Below are 15,504 nucleotides of genomic sequence, written 5' to 3' on the forward strand. Positions count from 1 at the left end.
CGGTGAAATCAAAGCGAACACTCCGTATATAGTGCCACCGGAAAGAACGTGAAAGGCACTAACTGAAAGGTGTAAAGGCGAGCGCCAAAACAGATACACACCAAAACTTATGACATTTAATGCCAAACCCGTACTAACGCCGCATTAAGGTGTGAGCAACGCTACTACCAAACCTTAACCATACCACCGTAAACACGAAACCAAACCATGAGCTGAAAATGCCAAGCGTTGGGAATCACTCTTAAATGCTTTGTTATGTGAATTTTTACTCGTACTTTTTACTGTTGTGCTTTAACCAACCATGCGGGTGCCTATTGTTGGGATCGTGGTGTGTCCAGTGCATTACACCACCCTTTTTATTCCATTCATATTCACCGTAAAACTGAACTCGATCGCCGACTTTTAGATTGGGAATTCTTGGTGCTAAGTCGATGTTATGAGCAACAAGTAAAGTTTGCTTACTATCTAATTTGAGTATGAATTTTTGATGTCGACTTCCTTTGTTGTCATCTGGCAATAGGCGAATTACTGTTCCTGAACCTCGAACTTGAAGGTCACTTTGATGATTTTCAAACGCCTGTCCGAGCTTGTAGTCATTCGCTAGAGCACCAACTGAAACTAAGCAAAAAGCTGCTATAAATATTGCGAAGAACTTCTTCATATACTCAATTTCTCCAATTCACATAACGCCCTGTTAAGGGGTGAGCAACGCAATGCCGAAGTCGCCGCATACCACCTTAAACACTAAAACCAACGCATAGTGAAATTGCCACGCGTTGCGAATCCCTCTTGAACAGTTTGTTATGTGCGTGCTTAACCTGAACAACTGTACTCTCAGAACAGCTAATCGATATAAGAGGCGACCGCAACTGGACCAAAATAGAGTTCAAGAGCGAAGTAAAAAAGTACACTTTTAGAGACTTTCTTCTTTAAAAGCACTTTAACCATAAGAAGTGTGACAATGATGTATACGATGGCAACTAACATTCTATCCCTACATGTAGCTTGAGCCTAACCGACAACATTTAGTAACCCGAACAATCAAGATGCTGGAAATGCAAAAAAGATATACAAGACCGCACCAAATACCGAGCCAGCCATGAACAAACCCAACTTAAGTGCTGTACTTTTATCCGATTCCTTTTTGGACATAGTAATTCCTTTTACTAATTTAAAATGACTTGCATACACATCTAAACGTTACGAACACCAAAGCACATAACGCCCAATTAAGGGGTGAACAACGCCTTCCCCCAAACCTAAGCATTGTGCCATAAACACTAAAATTGAAGTAGAAGCAAAAATGCCAAGCGTTGTGAATCCCTCTTAAATTGCTTGTTATGTGCTTTTCTTGTTACGTTTCTTAACCTTAGAACCCCATGACTGCCAATGCTTCCCACCAATTGCCTGAGCGCTATGCCCCCGAGTTAGCTTCAGGTTTAACGAAGTATTGATCGCCCATGTTAAGTATTCTTTGGTACCGTCATTTTTTGCAGATGACATGATCTGTTCAAACTTACGCTTTGATTCTAGCGCCTTTTTATTCGCATGTTCGTCAGGAGACTCATACTCACTGATAGTGCTTTCTCGCCAAACTGCCATCATATTGTTCTGTCTAATGGCATGTCTCAAAGGTTCTAAGTCTATCTTTTTCCGCATATTTACTTTTTCCGAAGACTGGCACATAACGCCGCATTAAGGTGTGAGCGACGCTTGGCTATACTTGAGCGAAGCGAAAGCGCCAAGCGTTGCGAATCACTCTTAAATGCTTTGTTATGCGTTTTCTCGATTCCATTCTGCGCTTTTGTTCAGAAAAATCAGTTCTTCTTCAACGTAGTTTCTTAAAGACTCAGGTTCAATTGGAAGGTATGCTATTTTGATTGTATGCCCCCTTCGTACTAGATCTTTTACAGATTCTAACTTAGCTCCAGTTTTAGCATGCTTAGTTATCAAATGATTTCTTAAGCGTTGCCTTGCCAGTCTTCGAGTAGTTTTACCAATGTACTTCAGAGTCGGCTTATCATTGTTGTCTTCTAACTCAAAAATTGCGTAAATATTTGCTGAACCTGAAACTGAATTAAGAAGGGCTTCGTTCTCTTCTTCTATGGATTTTACATTCCAGCTACTAACAGAATTTCGAGGGTATTGGACAACTGAATGGTTTTCCTCATTGTGAATAAAGTCATTGATAGATAGAACGAATTCGTTTAGTTGAGCAATACCTTCAAATTTCATTTCTATTCCTCTAAATCACGTAAAACGCATAACGCCCTGTTAAGGGGTGAGCAACGCAATACCGAAGCCAACGCATACCACCTTAAACACTAAAACCAACGCATAGTGAAAATGCCACGCGTTGCGAATCCCTCTTAAACAGTTTGTTATAAGCCTAAGCTAACTGCTGCTTTCTAGCATGATTGTATGTATCACTGATAAGTACACATACCCATAAGAACAATAATGCTGCAACAAAAAAAGACATAGCGTATTTGAACTCACCAAAATCAGGATAAGACGTTAACGCAATTAAACAACAACCCAAAGCCGAGCCCGTAACGATACGATATAAACAAAGCAGACTAGTACCGACTTCATTGGCTACTTCGTACAAAAAGCAAAAACTTTTACGAACTGAATCAAAACGCCTTGGTGCCCATTTCCCCAATACAGAAATTAAAAACTGGAAACCGGATAGAAGTAAAAAATAGTAAACCGTTGTTTCTGAGACATCGATTGCTTTCAAATAATTCGTAACTCCCGACACTCCGCTAAAATGGTATGCGATGAAACATGGGATACTCCCCAAAATTAACGATATTAATAACTCTCGAAATATTTTTCTCAACATTCAAATTTTCCTTGGGCTTATAACGCCCAATTAAGGTGTGAAGCACGCAACCACGACACTCAATTTGAACACCTTAATCACTAAACTTGACCCAACACAAAAATGCCAAGCGTGCTGAATCACTCTTAAATTGTTTGTTAGGTTTATTTTACGAGGACTCGAGGTAAAGATAGTTTCATTTGACATGAGTTTTTTTCACCCCCATGCCTTAATGACCTACAAATCTGTGACACATCATCGAGCATATTCTCGACCACCTCTGAAAAAATAAAGATGTTGAACATAAAGTGTGAGGGCAATGACGCTTGTTCCTTGCTAGTTATAGGGTAACGGAAGCTATATGAACCATCATCGATCGCATCAATTTGGTTAGCCACAGATAGGATTTTTTCATATAACTCGCCATCAAACACTAAATTGTTTGATGGGCTTGGTTTAATCACTGGGCTTACCATTTTTACCAACTTTACAAGAGAGTGGCCTTTCCATAATTTGGGTAATGCATCTGAAATTTCACTTTTGTTTATCGTAACGGCGGCGGAATGATAAACCATTGCTTTCAAGTACAATTCAAATGAATGACGGTAAAGAAACACAATAGGCAGTGCAGCATTATCAATAGCAACCACTTTTTGTCTATCATGACCAGCAACTAAGGCCATAGCCGCACGTCGATAGCTTGCAGCAAAACCTAAAACCTCTTCAATTGCATTGCTCTGATAATTGAGCAATGCATTACCGTATGGGTAGCTATCTTCAACTCTGAATAATTTTCTAGTATCCACTATCTCACCAATTAAACCTAACGCCCTGTTAAGGTGTGAGCAACGCAATGCCGAAGCCGCCGCATACCACCTTAAACACTAAAACCAACGCATAGAAAAAATGCCACGCGTTGCGAATCACTCTTAAACAGTTTGTTAGCCGCTCATTCCCAAAGGTTACTGCTTACTCAACAGGAACTTACGCAAATCTCTCTCTGCACGAATAACAAACAGAATAAACACTTTGTCACCGTCTTGTTTATAGAAAACACGACATGGATTAACGACAACTTCACGATAACTTAGATGTTCTAGCTCGGGTGGAATACGACCTGACTCTGGGAAAGTTTGTAGGCGTTCGACTTTGGAGAAGATCGTTTGCACTAACTGCTTTGCAGCTACGATATTTTCAAGTGCGATGTATTCAGCGATATCGTTGAGGTCAGATAACGCTGGTTCAGTCCAGATTATTTCAGCCATTTTGACATTTTGTCCTTGGCTTCATCATGGCTTATCACTTTACCGTCAGCTAGCGCACGCTCACCTCGTGCAATACCCTCAAGAATAGCTAAACGATTTTGCATAAACTCGTAGTCATCAACATCAACGAGATAAGCGGATGGCTTACCATGCTCAGTAATTAACACTGGCTCTTTGGTATCGTGGAGATCCGCGAGGATCTTAGTTGCTTGACGTTTGAGTGATGTAACTAGTTCTACTTTCATGAGAGCTGCTCCAAAGGAATACTAAAGTGATACTATTCTATCACTTTGAGTATAGCAAGCTCCATGACGGCTAACGCCAAATTAAGGTGTGAACAACGCTAACCACTCTACCTAAAGAATTGTGCCATAAACACTAAATTCACTTAAAGTGATAGCGCCAAGCGTTGTGAATCACTCTTAAATTTCTTGTTATATGCGTGGTGACATTGGCGCGAAAGGTATTTCGCATACTTTCAAGTAAGGCTCCTCTCCAAAAGGAGACTCTGCTAATTCAATTTCTCCGTGCGATGTATAAACGTCAAACAGGGCATTAATTTCCACCAAATCACCTTCAAGCTCAATGACTCTATCATTTGCGCTACTACACCCTCCACGCTGTCCAAGTTTGAAGGCTAGATACATTTCGTGTATCGACTTAACTACAAGCGCGCAATGAGTCTGCTCATGTCGATAGAGCTTCTCAAGATATGGGCGAAACTCCTCAGCTGATTCAGCTGAAGTCCTAGACATTTCAAACTTCGGAAGTGCATAGGTAACTTCAAGATCAAATTCATGAATTTCGCAAGAATCATCATGCGTATGGAAGTCATATTTCCACGCGGTGTACCCGTCAAAGCCCTCATTTACTAGAAAGTCAGGTCTAGAGTTAAAAGAGTGTTCAATTTCCTCAACACTATTGCCGCTAATCTCATACACTTCAAACTTTTTCTGGAAGGGAAAGTCTAACCTAACGTCAGCATTAGCCTGATTGGAGGCCATTAAGCAAGCTATTGAAAGTGCGATTTTTTTCATCATTTTCCTTGAAGCATATAACGCCCGCTTAAGTGGTGAGCAACGCAATACCGATGTTTCCGCATACCACCTAAATCACTAAATTTACCGCAAACCACAAATGCCACGCGTTGCGAATCCGTCTTAAAGCGTTTGTTAGGCTTTCAGCTCACGATATAGCACTAAGCAATTGTATTCTTTACCTAATTCTATTTCTTGATCGAAAGCTCGAATTTGCGTAAAACCTTGTCGGTACCAGAACCTAAAAGCAGAAATGTTTTCTGCGTAAACATTTAAACCTACGTTTTGTAGCTTTGCGTATTCACAAGCTACGGCGATAACACTACTAACTATTTCTGAACCCAAACCTTTACCTTTAAAGCTCGGTAGAATTGTTAACATAGGAAGCCAAAGAGTGCCAGTTGAAGGAGCATGAAACTCCAGCTGTATGTAACCAACCACTTGACCTTTCTTTGTGCTAATTTTTCTTAGGTAAAATGCACCTTGCTCGTCAGGTAATTTTGACTTATTACTTTCAGCAATTAATTTTTCATACTCTGTGATAGACCAATCCCTGAACGTTGGATCCATTGCTTTCACATTTAAGTTACTGTCAAAAATTGACTTGGCTAGCTCCGCCTCATCACTTGAAAACTCAGTGAAAACCAAGTTTTTTGATTCCCATTGTGGTATTAACACTAACAACTTCCTCCTTGAAGCCTAACGCCCTGTTAAGGTGTGAGCAACGCAATACCGAAGCCACTGCATACCACCTTAAACACTAAAACCAACGCATAGTAAAAATGCCACGCGTTGCGAATCACTCTTAAACAGTTTGTTATAGCGCTTTGCCGTTTACAAGTGACCAATGATGAGGCATTAATTCTCGTATAGTCTTGAAAACCAATGCATTCCCTGAAGTCGTAATTGCTGCTTTGACATCCCCACCCCAATGGACGAGGCGCTCTTGGCAAACTCCGCATGGTGACAAAATTAGAAATTCATCGTTCTCGCTCTCACGACACAGGCATAATGAGTGGGTCACTCGCTCATTGAGTTTGTGAGCCTCTAAATACGCTCCCACCTCCATGCATAGTGAAAGAGCATCGTTTTTAGTATCAGGAGCAATGCTTGTTAATATTTTTCCTGACTCTGTTCTAACAGCCGCAGCTCCACCCCAACCAGAAGGATATCGCATATTTACTAGTTCTATTGCTGCTTGATAGAGCTCTTTTTCGATATTATCCATGACCATCCATATTCAATTTTATCGTGCGCTATAACGCCCTGTTAAGGGGTGAGCAACGCAATACCGATGCCGCCGCATACCACCTTAAACACTAAAACCAACGCATAGTGAAAATGCCACGCGTTGCGAATCCCTCTTGAACAGTTTGTTAGCTGTTATCTCAAGCAGAACTGTGGCCAACCCATATTTAGTCTCCACCATGCCTCAACTGCATAGCGAAGCTCATAACTGTCAATTTCAGCGTAACTGACGAACCACTCATAAGAGTCGAATGGTGGTTGACTGATAATACAGCCTAATTTCGCTGTTTTCTTGCTACCAAGATTGAAGAGGTGTTGCTTTAAACGGCTATTCAAATTATTTTCAGTACCAGAGTAAATCACAATAGGTTCAGCCTCGACTTGGGTTATCAAACTAGTGCCTATTGGTGGTTTAACACGTAACTTTTTTTCCTTTCCGTTTAATTCCGATATAGCTTCTCTAACCTTGGATATTGGCATTGTCGTCTCTATCCAATAGACCCCTTGAGAATCGGGAACAGAGTCTAAGCATTCTATGCTATTTACCGGAAACGCTTTGCGAGCATGTTCGGTCTCCTGACCATACGCTTCCAGTAAACTACTTAACTCTTCAAATTTACTCATTATTACTCCATTACAGCTAACGCCGCATTAAGGTGTGAGCGACGTTTGGCTATACTTGAGCGAAGCGAAACTGCCAGGCGTTGCGAATCACTCTTAAATGCTTTGTTAGCCTTTGTGGTGCATCTTGATTAAATGTTTCATGAAGGAGGATGTCATCTCAAAGATAAACTCGACCTCTTCCTCGACTACTGCATCATTGTGCTTAACAAATGCATTTTGATACTTCGTATAGTAATCAACCAAAGTTCTAAACATATTAGAAAAGTGCTTTGATCCACCTTTAGAGCTAATAAACTGTCCGATTAAAGGGACTTGATTTTCTAGTGACTTTTCATTGCCAAATACCTCTTTTAGGAGAAGCTCCAAAGACAAACGTAAATCATCAAATAAGTTACGTTCAAAAACGTTGTTGTTGAACTTTGTTAGAGCCGTTAGATAAACAGCCTCACTACTTGGGAAGTCATACAGAAACGACTTAACTTCTTCAACTAATGGCTGATTCAGAGTTGTATCGACTACATTACCGAAAACACTACTATAACGTGCGATAAGTTGAATTTTTAGGTTATTAATATCTTCCGCTACAGGCTGAGGTAACTTAGGGTGCTCACAAAGCTCTCTTATAATTTTGTATTGCAACTCTGGCTCAAAAACCTTTAAGTTATCTAACAATGCGCTTCTCTTATTTGGCGCATCAAATGGGTAGATACTATGGGGAATTTCAACATCAAAATCATACGCATAACCGCTAAATGCTTTGACGATGTTTGAACCAGACAAACCCAATGTAGTATCACCAAGAATATCCGATGCTCTTGTTAAAAAAGTATTTGGAATATTATCCACGAAATTTCTCCTACGAAGGCTAACGCCCAGTTAAGGGGTGAAGCACGCAATACCGATGTTGCTGCATGGCACTTCAACACCGAAATCAAACGCATACCAAAAATGCCACGCGTGCTGAATCCCTCTTAAACTGTTTGTTAACTGGATTTGCAAAGGTGGAGTGCTTGCTCTACCGATTTTGCGATAATTATACGCTTATTGCTTGTAAGTGTATTGAGTTTGTCCATTATTACGGGTTTCGAATTTTTAGGATAGTCCCATAAAAATTTGATGAACTCGATATCAAACCTTTCATCGCAACCTTCAGCTAAATCTGGACGCTTACTACTTAATAATGTTCTCTTTAGTGCTCGATAGATACAGGTATATCGGTTTACATCTAAGAATATTACTGTGTCACAAGCTTCAAACCTTATATCAAGGGTACTCTGGTAATTACCATCGATAATCCAACACTCGCTTTCACAAAGACTTTTTTGAATTTTGAGCCAGTCATCTTTTGGAGTTTTAACCCAATTTGGTTTCCAATATAGCTGATCGAGATGATGAACAGGCAAATTCAACTTTTTACCTAATAGTGCCGAAAATGTGGATTTACCCGAACCGCCGGAACCAATGACCGCAATTCTTTTCATCGGACTTACCTCGTCATCAATCCAGTTAACGCCCTGTTAAGGGGTGAGCAACGCAATACCGAAGCCTCCGCAAACCACCTTAAACACTAAAATCAACGCATAGTAAAAATGCCACGCGTTGCGAATCCCTCTTGAACAGTTTGTTATGTGCGTTGCTCAAATTCATACTCTGTAAGACACCATCGCTTTGGACTTGACCAACTGATTTCTTTGAATGATGTTCTTAGGTCACCGCTCAATAAAAGTTGCTTCATAAAATGGCTAGGTGAAATATAAGCTTTATCATCGTAAGCAAACACAAAACCCTGCTTATTGAGCTCAAGCATCATCTGTTTGGTTTCCTTTGATTGAATCCCACCATTGAGAGCAAGCTCATCAATACGACCGCCTGTATCGCCATCTCGACTGCTATTGCTTAAATTTATTGAGGTATTATCTATGGCAAAAACGTGCGCCGGAGGGACTTCTCCAGATTGGCCAAACTCAACTTTGTAAGGAGGCTGTTTTATCATTTGATCTCCAAGCACATAACGCCCTGTTAAGGGGTGAGCAACGCAATACCGAAGCCGCCGCATACCACCTTAAACACTAAAATCAACGCATAGTAAAAATGCCACGCGTTGCGAATCCCTCTTGAACAGTTTGTTATGTGCGTGCTTACGTTATGCACCAAACTGCTTTATACGCTTGGCACCAATAAAAAACCGATACTTACTTTGTTGAAGTAAGTCTAAATGGCGCTCAAACTTGGGTAAGCCATTGGACAAAGACAGATGGTAGACGAGTCCATTACCGGCGTACACTCCAACGTGTGCTCCGTATGAGTCAGCAGAGTCGCTGTACAACATGATATCTAGCGGCTTAAACTCAGTGACCACCTCACTCAACTCTGAGTCATTCCACAGTTCACTAGAACGGTAGTTAGGTGGATTTAGACCGAAGTCTCTGAGCAGATTATACGCAAAGACCTGACAGTTAGCTCCAAGCGTTAAGTCGGAATCATCTTTGCAACCTGGAATGCGGGATGAAACGTATCTTACATTTTTGAATCTATCGGGAATATCCATGTCCATTTTCTCCCAAAGCACATAACGCCCTGTTAAGGTGTGAGCAACGCAATGCCGATGCCACCGCAAACCACCTTAAACACTAAACGCAACGCATAGTAAAAATGCCACGCGTTGCGAATCACTCTTAAACAGTTTGTTATGTGTTTAACATTTTAAGAGTTTCTTTCACCTCTTCCGACAACTCTCGAACACACTTAGCAAAAAGATATTCTGCATCTTCTGAAACCAGATTGTCATTTGGTAAAAGGGTCGGTTCAATTTTACCATCGAACAATGGGTACAAATTGTGAACTACGTAATTGCGACGTTCCAATATGTAACCCAACAAAAAAACGATGTCTTTATTCACAAGTTGGTGTTCTTTGCAGCAACCGATTAAAGGACCTAATGTCGGTTTATCTAACTTGATTCTAACTTTAACCTCTGAGGCAATAATTATTTCTTTCAATCTAGATTCAAGTTTTGAGACCAATAAAGTTAAACGCCCCAAATACAAACAAAATTCATCACTCTCAATCAAGTGCTCATAAAACTCATGATTCATATACTGAACTCAAATTAAACACATAACGCCCTGTTAAGGGGTGAGCAACGCAATACCAAAGCCACCGCATACCACCTTAAACACTAAAACCAACGCATAGTGAAAATGCCACGCGTTGCGAATCCCTCTTGAACAGTTTGTTATGTGCGTGCTAATTGAGGTACTTTTGCCAATGTTGCTGCCCTTTCAAAGCGACTCTGTAATCTTCGTAGCCCAATGAACTGTAGAGCTTTTTAGCTGCAACATTATCATCACCGACCTCTAATGTGATTTTGAGGTAATCATTATGACGACAATACTGTTCGATACCATTCATCTGCGCATTGCCAACACCTTTACTACGAAAGTTGTCCGACACCATAAAGTCATGGATATTCATCACTCTTTGCGCACGATAAGTTGAGAACGATTCAAAGCAAACCGCAAAACCGGCGGGCTTATCGTCGACAAAACTGATAAATCCGTGGAAATAAGGCAATGAAAATAGCTGAGCAATTACTGAGAGATCTAGCTCAACTGAGAATTCAGATAGGTACTCTCTAAACAAAGCCTCGAATATACCTTTGTCCTCAATGCTTTCTGTTTCGATACACCTGATTGTGATTTCCATATTCATTTCCACCAAAGCACATAACGCCCGCTTAAGTGGTGAGCAACGCAATACAGAAGCCGCCGCATACCACCTTAAACACTAAAATCGACGCATAGTAAAAATGCCACGCGTTGCGAATCCGTCTTAAAGCGTTTGTTATGTGTTTATTTTCGGTTCTTAGTATTTTCCTTTGGACCCAAAGTAAACTTAGATTTCTTCCCTTTTCTAACCTTGGCTGTATCAGGAAATAATTCAACCATTCTTTCCGTAGAAATGTTCAACCAATGAGAAGCGTTAATTAAAGAGATAACTATATAAGACAAATCCGTTCGATTTTGAACGCCTGTTCCTCGTCCATTACCTTCACTTCGGTAGTAAGAAATCGGCAGTATGTGCGTGTAATTTGAAACTATGTCATAAAACGCATTAAACTCGCCAGTATCTACATCTAATTTTTCGAGTAGCTCATCTCGTGAAGGGATCATAAGAGCCTTTCCAGTTAATAACTGCTTTTGAAGCTTAGACGGGAGTTCTTTAAAAAACTCGGATCCTTTTAAGCGATTTTTCAGTTCTGTTTGCTGTTCACGAAAACCCTCTTCGTCTTCAGCGCTTCGTATGTTTTGATGAAGCCTAACTCGACGAGTACAGTCATTTAGGTGCATGACATTGAGTTTTACGTACCATTCATCTTCACTAATAGGTGCTTCAGACAAATAGAAAAACAGAAGATAGCCTTCCATTAATGCACGGACATGAGGAGCTATAAGACTAAACTCCCAGCACTCGTAATCTCGTTTTGCCCACCGAGTTTTCGGTAATGCAGAGATAAGAGCCTGTGAATGTAAACACATTCTAGTAAAGATGTGGGAAGAGTATCCTTTATAAGGAACAACATAGCGGCTCCCTATAAAATTACTTACAGCACACGCTTCACAAACAGCTTTATCAAATGCGCTTAAAGCAACATGAAAATCGTCCATGTTGTAGCCAGCGGATTCATTTTTCACGCAACTTCCTCATAAACACATAACGCCGTGTTAAGGGGTGAGACAACGCTACCGCCAAAGCGGATATGACCGCCTTAATCACTTAAACTGAGTTGAAGTGAAAGCGCCACGCGTTGACGAATCCCTCTTAAACACTTTGTTATGTTTTACCACAACTGACTCGCTCACATGGCAAAGAACTGAATTGCATAAGAAATTGTTTAACTTGCGTCACACGATGTTGTGGAATAATCCGACAAAAGCGATAAACACAAAACATGTAATTCTCGGGAATTTGATTGAGGCAACTTTGATGACTTTCAGCAAGTGATGGCATCCCTTTCAAAACAACGAAAAACAAAACTCAAATTGCTGAAAGCCCCGCTCTGATTTGCTAATTGGGAAATAGAACCAAAGCGACTTTAAGCCAGACCAATTTTCAACGCTCAGACGCGACTTCGAATTGAAGCAACCCACGAACTTTGAAGCGTGATTATATTTGAGGGATTCATGAACTTGAGCAGACAATATTGAATTGCTGAGACAACTCGAAAGAATTGCCAAAGAGACCAAAGAAATAAGCGCCAAGAAACCTTTTATTTCTTCTAAATCAAAGTGAAACATAACGCCGCGTTAAGTAGTGAGCGACGCCTGCACCTAACCTAAACCATTGCACCTTAAACACAAAACTCAATTTGAACTGAGAATGCCACGCGTTGCGAATCTGTCTTAAACGCTTTGTTATATTTTTACTTGCACTGGATTCTCTGACCTAATTCGTTTTATCAACTCCGCAAGTTTCACGTAAGTTTCAGGCTCTGGATCGCACTCAGTTGCCATATGCTCAGCAATTTCTATTTTTGATGGTAGATAGCTCTGTAGGTTCTGCGCACGAAGATATTTAACCGACTGGTCATAGAAGGGAAGCGCGGGATCAAAACTAGCAATGAACTGTTGTTTGTTGACTTGAGGATTACGCTTGAGCAAAGTCGTATCAAAAAGCGCATTAATAAAATCAGACGCTTTAAACGACTCTTCAAACGAACCTCCACGATCACCATTCGGTAATGTAACTACTGGTGAAGATGGAACTTTAAATAGGTAAATATTGTCAGGTTGCTGTCCTAGCCCACTGATTAAAGACTTATTATCATCGTCAAATGTGAAGATCATTGGTCTTTCATGACTTAAGGTTAAGTTCATCAAACGTAAGGTGTGCTTTAAATTGCCAATACCATTATAGTTGGCTACCACAACCCCTAGCTTCTCAAAGTCAACTCCAAGCCCTTCTTCGAGTAAAATACGGAAAGCAAGTTCTTCACTTTCACCTTCAACAAACAAGTAAATACACTGTTCAAGTGCTGACTCTTTACTTGCAATTTCCCATTGTTCTAACTGACCACGTAGCTCGTCTAGCGCATCAGCTTCCAACTTATCTCTTCTATCCGGCATATGACCTCAAATAAAAATATAACGCCGCATTAAGGTGTGAGCAGCGCTTGGCTATACTTGAGCGAAGCGAAACTGCCAAGCGTTGCGAATCACTCTTAAATGCTTTGTTATGTGTAATTTCACTTACTATCAATAAGATAGCGAATAAATGCGATGCCAGTATGCAGCGCCAGCTCAGCTTCTTGAAGAGTGATTTCAACCACCTCTTTATTACCATGACGAACAGTACTATTAGCGTATGCGTAAAGCTTGTCCATTGAATCCAATAATAGTCGAGGACATTGCTCTTTTTTCTTCATTTGCTTAATGGCTTCCCCTAAAGTCGAAGCACTTGTATTTTGAACCCTCGCTACACTTTCCAATGCACTGACTATTTCTTTAATTGCATTGGCAGGATCTATCGGGTGCTGATAAAGAAATTTAACTGCTTTCTTGTAATGTGCTCGGGCAGGTTGATACTGAGCTTCAATGTCGGATGAAACACTGTTTAACCTAGAAACCAGAGCTTCTGGTATGTGTCGGTAAAGTTCACCAGACTCATTTAGTCGCCAACCAACTGCGTCTTCTTCAAACAATGCGTTTAGCTTTGTTTGATAGCCTTGGTAACGATACAAATCACTTGCGAATGGGTCACTATTGTATTCGATTAAGACTTTCGCAACCATCTCAACTAAGTCGTAGAACTCAAACCAGTCACAGATAAGTAGATGGCTGTAGAGTGATGTACGACCATCTTGATCGTCGTAGTCCCATGGCAAGTTCTCATCACGAATAAGCTTACAAAACTGTTCATGAACTTCATAGCAATCAAGAGGTTCGAACTGACCTTGCCTACCAGACTTCAAATATGGCTCTAGGACATTAGAATAATACCCAATCCTAGTTTTCTTCGGAGCATCTTCAAAGATAATCTCCTGCTCGCCTTTGGCTTTGATAAATCTGGACGAAAATCTCATATTTACTCCTTACACATAACGCCCAATTAAGGTGTGAGGCACGCAATACGATACTTCCGCATACCACCTTAACCACTAAAACTAACGCATAGTAAAAATGCCACGCGTGCCGAATCACTCTTAAATTGTTTGTTATAAAGCTGACTCTACGTTAAACGCCTTTTCTAACCACACCGAGCTAATGTACTGTCCATGTTTCTTTGCATACTCATTGAAAACTCCAACTTCTCTGAAACCAAACCGCTTATGTAATGCAACTGATGCGTCGTTTGGTAATGCAACACCCGACAATACACGATGGACACCATAAGCACGAATTGATGAGAACAACTGAGTATATAGTTTAGAACCTAAACCTTTCCCCTTTGCTTCTTGTGCCAAATAAACGGTCACTTCTACGGTGTCGTCAAAAGCTGAAATTGCTCTGTACTGTTGGGAACAGGCAAAACCTAGCAACACGCCGTTTTCTGTGGCTACATATAGTTGATATTTGGTAGTGCTAGAAAACTGAGAAAACCATTTCTGACGATTTTCCAGAGTAAATGGAACTTCCTCAAAACGTGCATTAGTATGCTCAATATAAAAATTAAAGATGTCGGTGATACCAGCAACATCTTCAAGTTTGCCTGTTCGAATTTCCACGAAATGTCCTTTTTCTTCGAGCTTTATAACGCCCAATTAAGGTGTGAGGCACGCAATACCGATGCTTCCGCATACCACCTTAACCACTAAAACCAACGCATACCAAAAATGCCACGCGTGCCGAATCACTCTTAAATTGTTTGTTATAAAGCGGACTCTACGTTAAACGCCTTTTCTAACCACACCGAGCTTATGTACTGCCTGTGTTTCTTCGCATACTCATTGAAAACTCCGACTTCTCTGAAACCAAACCGTTTATGTAATGCAACTGATGCGTCGTTTGGTAATGCAACACCCGACAATACACGGTGGACACCGTAAGCACGAATAGATGAGAACAACTGAGTATATAGTTTAGAACCTAAACCTTTCCCTTTAGCTTCTTGTGCCAGATACACGGTCACTTCTACAGTATCGTCAAAAGCTGAAATTGCTCTGTACTGTTGGGAACATGCAAAACCTAGCAATTCGCCGTTTTCTATAGCGACATATAGTTGATATTTGGTGTTGCTAGAGAACTGAGAAAACCATTTCTGACGATTTTCCAGAGTAAATGGAACTTCCTCAAAGCGTGCATTGGTGTGTTCAATATAAAAATTAAAGATGTCTGTAATACCAGCAACATCTTCAAGTTTACCTGTTCGAATTTCCACGAAATTTCCTTTTTCTTCGAGCTTTATAACGCCGCGTTAAGTAGTGAGCAACGCTGACTACCGAACCTAAACCATTGTGCCTTAATCACCAAAGCTGATTCAAACTAAGAATGCCGAGCGTTGCGAA

General features: G+C 40.6%; 22 protein-coding genes. All 22 read right to left on the bottom strand.

Features of this window, described 5'->3' with window-relative positions:
• Positions 1-265: 265 nt before the first annotated feature.
• A complete protein-coding gene (locus R8N46_RS23235; protein WP_115386085.1) occupies positions 266-661 on the bottom strand; it encodes a DUF3465 domain-containing protein in 396 nt (131 codons plus the stop codon).
• Between the two features lie 677 nt (positions 662-1,338).
• Positions 1,339-1,659, bottom strand: a complete 321-nt coding sequence (locus R8N46_RS23240) for a hypothetical protein (RefSeq protein WP_053300079.1) — start codon at positions 1,657-1,659, stop codon at positions 1,339-1,341.
• 114 nt (positions 1,660-1,773) lie between these two features.
• A complete protein-coding gene (locus R8N46_RS23245; protein ID WP_025796455.1) occupies positions 1,774-2,235 on the bottom strand; it encodes a GIY-YIG nuclease family protein in 462 nt (153 codons plus the stop codon).
• 154 nt (positions 2,236-2,389) lie between these two features.
• A complete protein-coding gene (locus R8N46_RS23255; RefSeq protein ID WP_147289569.1) occupies positions 2,390-2,743 on the bottom strand; it encodes a hypothetical protein in 354 nt (117 codons plus the stop codon).
• 248 nt (positions 2,744-2,991) lie between these two features.
• Entirely contained in the window at positions 2,992-3,633 is a 642-nt protein-coding gene (locus R8N46_RS23260) for a hypothetical protein (RefSeq protein ID WP_115386087.1), read from the bottom strand.
• A gap of 156 nt (positions 3,634-3,789) precedes the next feature.
• On the bottom strand, positions 3,790-4,092 hold the full coding sequence (locus R8N46_RS23265; RefSeq protein WP_005377013.1) for a type II toxin-antitoxin system RelE/ParE family toxin: 303 nt from the start codon (positions 4,090-4,092) through the stop codon (positions 3,790-3,792).
• On the bottom strand, positions 4,080-4,337 hold the full coding sequence (locus R8N46_RS23270) for a type II toxin-antitoxin system Phd/YefM family antitoxin (protein ID WP_005377012.1): 258 nt from the start codon (positions 4,335-4,337) through the stop codon (positions 4,080-4,082). The genes R8N46_RS23265 and R8N46_RS23270 overlap by 13 nt, the downstream gene beginning before the upstream one ends.
• Positions 4,338-4,526: 189 nt before the next feature.
• Positions 4,527-5,129 (bottom strand): DUF922 domain-containing protein, encoded by a 603-nt coding sequence (locus tag R8N46_RS23275; RefSeq protein WP_025769020.1) that lies wholly within the window; start codon positions 5,127-5,129, stop codon positions 4,527-4,529.
• Positions 5,130-5,264: 135 nt separating this feature from the next.
• Entirely contained in the window at positions 5,265-5,807 is a 543-nt protein-coding gene (locus tag R8N46_RS23280; protein ID WP_170897297.1) for a GNAT family N-acetyltransferase, read from the bottom strand.
• Between the two features lie 139 nt (positions 5,808-5,946).
• The gene (locus tag R8N46_RS23285) at positions 5,947-6,357 is read right to left on the bottom strand and encodes a cytidine deaminase (RefSeq protein ID WP_021033956.1); all 411 of its coding nucleotides are present in this window, start codon (positions 6,355-6,357) and stop codon (positions 5,947-5,949) included.
• A gap of 155 nt (positions 6,358-6,512) precedes the next feature.
• On the bottom strand, positions 6,513-7,001 hold the full coding sequence (locus R8N46_RS23290) for a hypothetical protein (protein ID WP_054730813.1): 489 nt from the start codon (positions 6,999-7,001) through the stop codon (positions 6,513-6,515).
• Between the two features lie 105 nt (positions 7,002-7,106).
• The gene (locus tag R8N46_RS23295) at positions 7,107-7,847 is read right to left on the bottom strand and encodes a hypothetical protein (protein ID WP_115386090.1); all 741 of its coding nucleotides are present in this window, start codon (positions 7,845-7,847) and stop codon (positions 7,107-7,109) included.
• Between the two features lie 137 nt (positions 7,848-7,984).
• Entirely contained in the window at positions 7,985-8,482 is a 498-nt protein-coding gene (locus tag R8N46_RS23305; RefSeq protein WP_069536324.1) for a DNA topology modulation protein, read from the bottom strand.
• Positions 8,483-8,625: 143 nt separating this feature from the next.
• Positions 8,626-8,994, bottom strand: a complete 369-nt coding sequence (locus tag R8N46_RS23310) for a hypothetical protein (RefSeq protein ID WP_318098550.1) — start codon at positions 8,992-8,994, stop codon at positions 8,626-8,628.
• 150 nt (positions 8,995-9,144) lie between these two features.
• Complete coding sequence (locus tag R8N46_RS23315) at positions 9,145-9,549, bottom strand: hydrolase (protein ID WP_250156753.1); 405 nt, start codon at positions 9,547-9,549, stop codon at positions 9,145-9,147.
• Positions 9,550-9,688: 139 nt separating this feature from the next.
• Positions 9,689-10,096: a hypothetical protein gene (locus R8N46_RS23320; RefSeq protein ID WP_318098549.1), complete on the bottom strand. Its 408-nt coding sequence runs from the start codon at positions 10,094-10,096 to the stop codon at positions 9,689-9,691.
• Positions 10,097-10,247: 151 nt separating this feature from the next.
• The gene (locus tag R8N46_RS23330) at positions 10,248-10,706 is read right to left on the bottom strand and encodes a GNAT family N-acetyltransferase (protein ID WP_115386092.1); all 459 of its coding nucleotides are present in this window, start codon (positions 10,704-10,706) and stop codon (positions 10,248-10,250) included.
• A 146-nt stretch (positions 10,707-10,852) separates the two neighbouring features.
• Positions 10,853-11,695, bottom strand: coding sequence for a DUF5677 domain-containing protein (locus R8N46_RS23335; protein WP_080540093.1), 843 nt, complete (start codon positions 11,693-11,695; stop codon positions 10,853-10,855).
• A 720-nt stretch (positions 11,696-12,415) separates the two neighbouring features.
• Positions 12,416-13,105 carry a TOPRIM nucleotidyl transferase/hydrolase domain-containing protein gene (locus R8N46_RS23340; protein ID WP_029784276.1) on the bottom strand — a complete coding sequence of 230 codons (690 nt, stop codon included), beginning with the start codon at positions 13,103-13,105 and terminating at the stop codon, positions 12,416-12,418.
• Positions 13,106-13,245: 140 nt separating this feature from the next.
• Positions 13,246-14,082: an AbiJ-NTD4 domain-containing protein gene (locus tag R8N46_RS23345; protein WP_147289570.1), complete on the bottom strand. Its 837-nt coding sequence runs from the start codon at positions 14,080-14,082 to the stop codon at positions 13,246-13,248.
• Positions 14,083-14,214: 132 nt separating this feature from the next.
• A complete protein-coding gene (locus tag R8N46_RS23350; RefSeq protein WP_031779151.1) occupies positions 14,215-14,724 on the bottom strand; it encodes a GNAT family N-acetyltransferase in 510 nt (169 codons plus the stop codon).
• 143 nt (positions 14,725-14,867) lie between these two features.
• Entirely contained in the window at positions 14,868-15,377 is a 510-nt protein-coding gene (locus R8N46_RS23355) for a GNAT family N-acetyltransferase (protein WP_115386096.1), read from the bottom strand.
• Between the last annotated feature and the right edge of the window lie 127 nt (positions 15,378-15,504).

It is taken from the genome of Vibrio sp. 1874 (assembly GCF_033344395.1).
In the GTDB taxonomy this organism is placed as follows: domain Bacteria; phylum Pseudomonadota; class Gammaproteobacteria; order Enterobacterales; family Vibrionaceae; genus Vibrio; species Vibrio alginolyticus.

What these genes read in the sequence shown, in the direction of transcription:
- R8N46_RS23235 (WP_115386085.1), bottom strand. Translation starts at nt 661, where the DNA reads ATGAAGAAGTTCTTCGCAATATTTATAGCAGCTTTTTGCTTAGTTTCA.
- R8N46_RS23240 (WP_053300079.1), bottom strand. Translation starts at nt 1,659, where the DNA reads ATGCGGAAAAAGATAGACTTAGAACCTTTGAGACATGCCATTAGACAG.
- R8N46_RS23245 (WP_025796455.1), bottom strand. Translation starts at nt 2,235, where the DNA reads ATGAAATTTGAAGGTATTGCTCAACTAAACGAATTCGTTCTATCTATC.
- R8N46_RS23265 (WP_005377013.1), bottom strand. Translation starts at nt 4,092, where the DNA reads ATGGCTGAAATAATCTGGACTGAACCAGCGTTATCTGACCTCAACGAT.
- R8N46_RS23270 (WP_005377012.1), bottom strand. Translation starts at nt 4,337, where the DNA reads ATGAAAGTAGAACTAGTTACATCACTCAAACGTCAAGCAACTAAGATC.
- R8N46_RS23275 (WP_025769020.1), bottom strand. Translation starts at nt 5,129, where the DNA reads ATGAAAAAAATCGCACTTTCAATAGCTTGCTTAATGGCCTCCAATCAG.
- R8N46_RS23285 (WP_021033956.1), bottom strand. Translation starts at nt 6,357, where the DNA reads ATGGATAATATCGAAAAAGAGCTCTATCAAGCAGCAATAGAACTAGTA.
- R8N46_RS23290 (WP_054730813.1), bottom strand. Translation starts at nt 7,001, where the DNA reads ATGAGTAAATTTGAAGAGTTAAGTAGTTTACTGGAAGCGTATGGTCAG.
- R8N46_RS23305 (WP_069536324.1), bottom strand. Translation starts at nt 8,482, where the DNA reads ATGAAAAGAATTGCGGTCATTGGTTCCGGCGGTTCGGGTAAATCCACA.
- R8N46_RS23310 (WP_318098550.1), bottom strand. Translation starts at nt 8,994, where the DNA reads ATGATAAAACAGCCTCCTTACAAAGTTGAGTTTGGCCAATCTGGAGAA.
- R8N46_RS23315 (WP_250156753.1), bottom strand. Translation starts at nt 9,549, where the DNA reads ATGGATATTCCCGATAGATTCAAAAATGTAAGATACGTTTCATCCCGC.
- R8N46_RS23320 (WP_318098549.1), bottom strand. Translation starts at nt 10,096, where the DNA reads ATGAATCATGAGTTTTATGAGCACTTGATTGAGAGTGATGAATTTTGT.
- R8N46_RS23330 (WP_115386092.1), bottom strand. Translation starts at nt 10,706, where the DNA reads ATGGAAATCACAATCAGGTGTATCGAAACAGAAAGCATTGAGGACAAA.
- R8N46_RS23345 (WP_147289570.1), bottom strand. Translation starts at nt 14,082, where the DNA reads ATGAGATTTTCGTCCAGATTTATCAAAGCCAAAGGCGAGCAGGAGATT.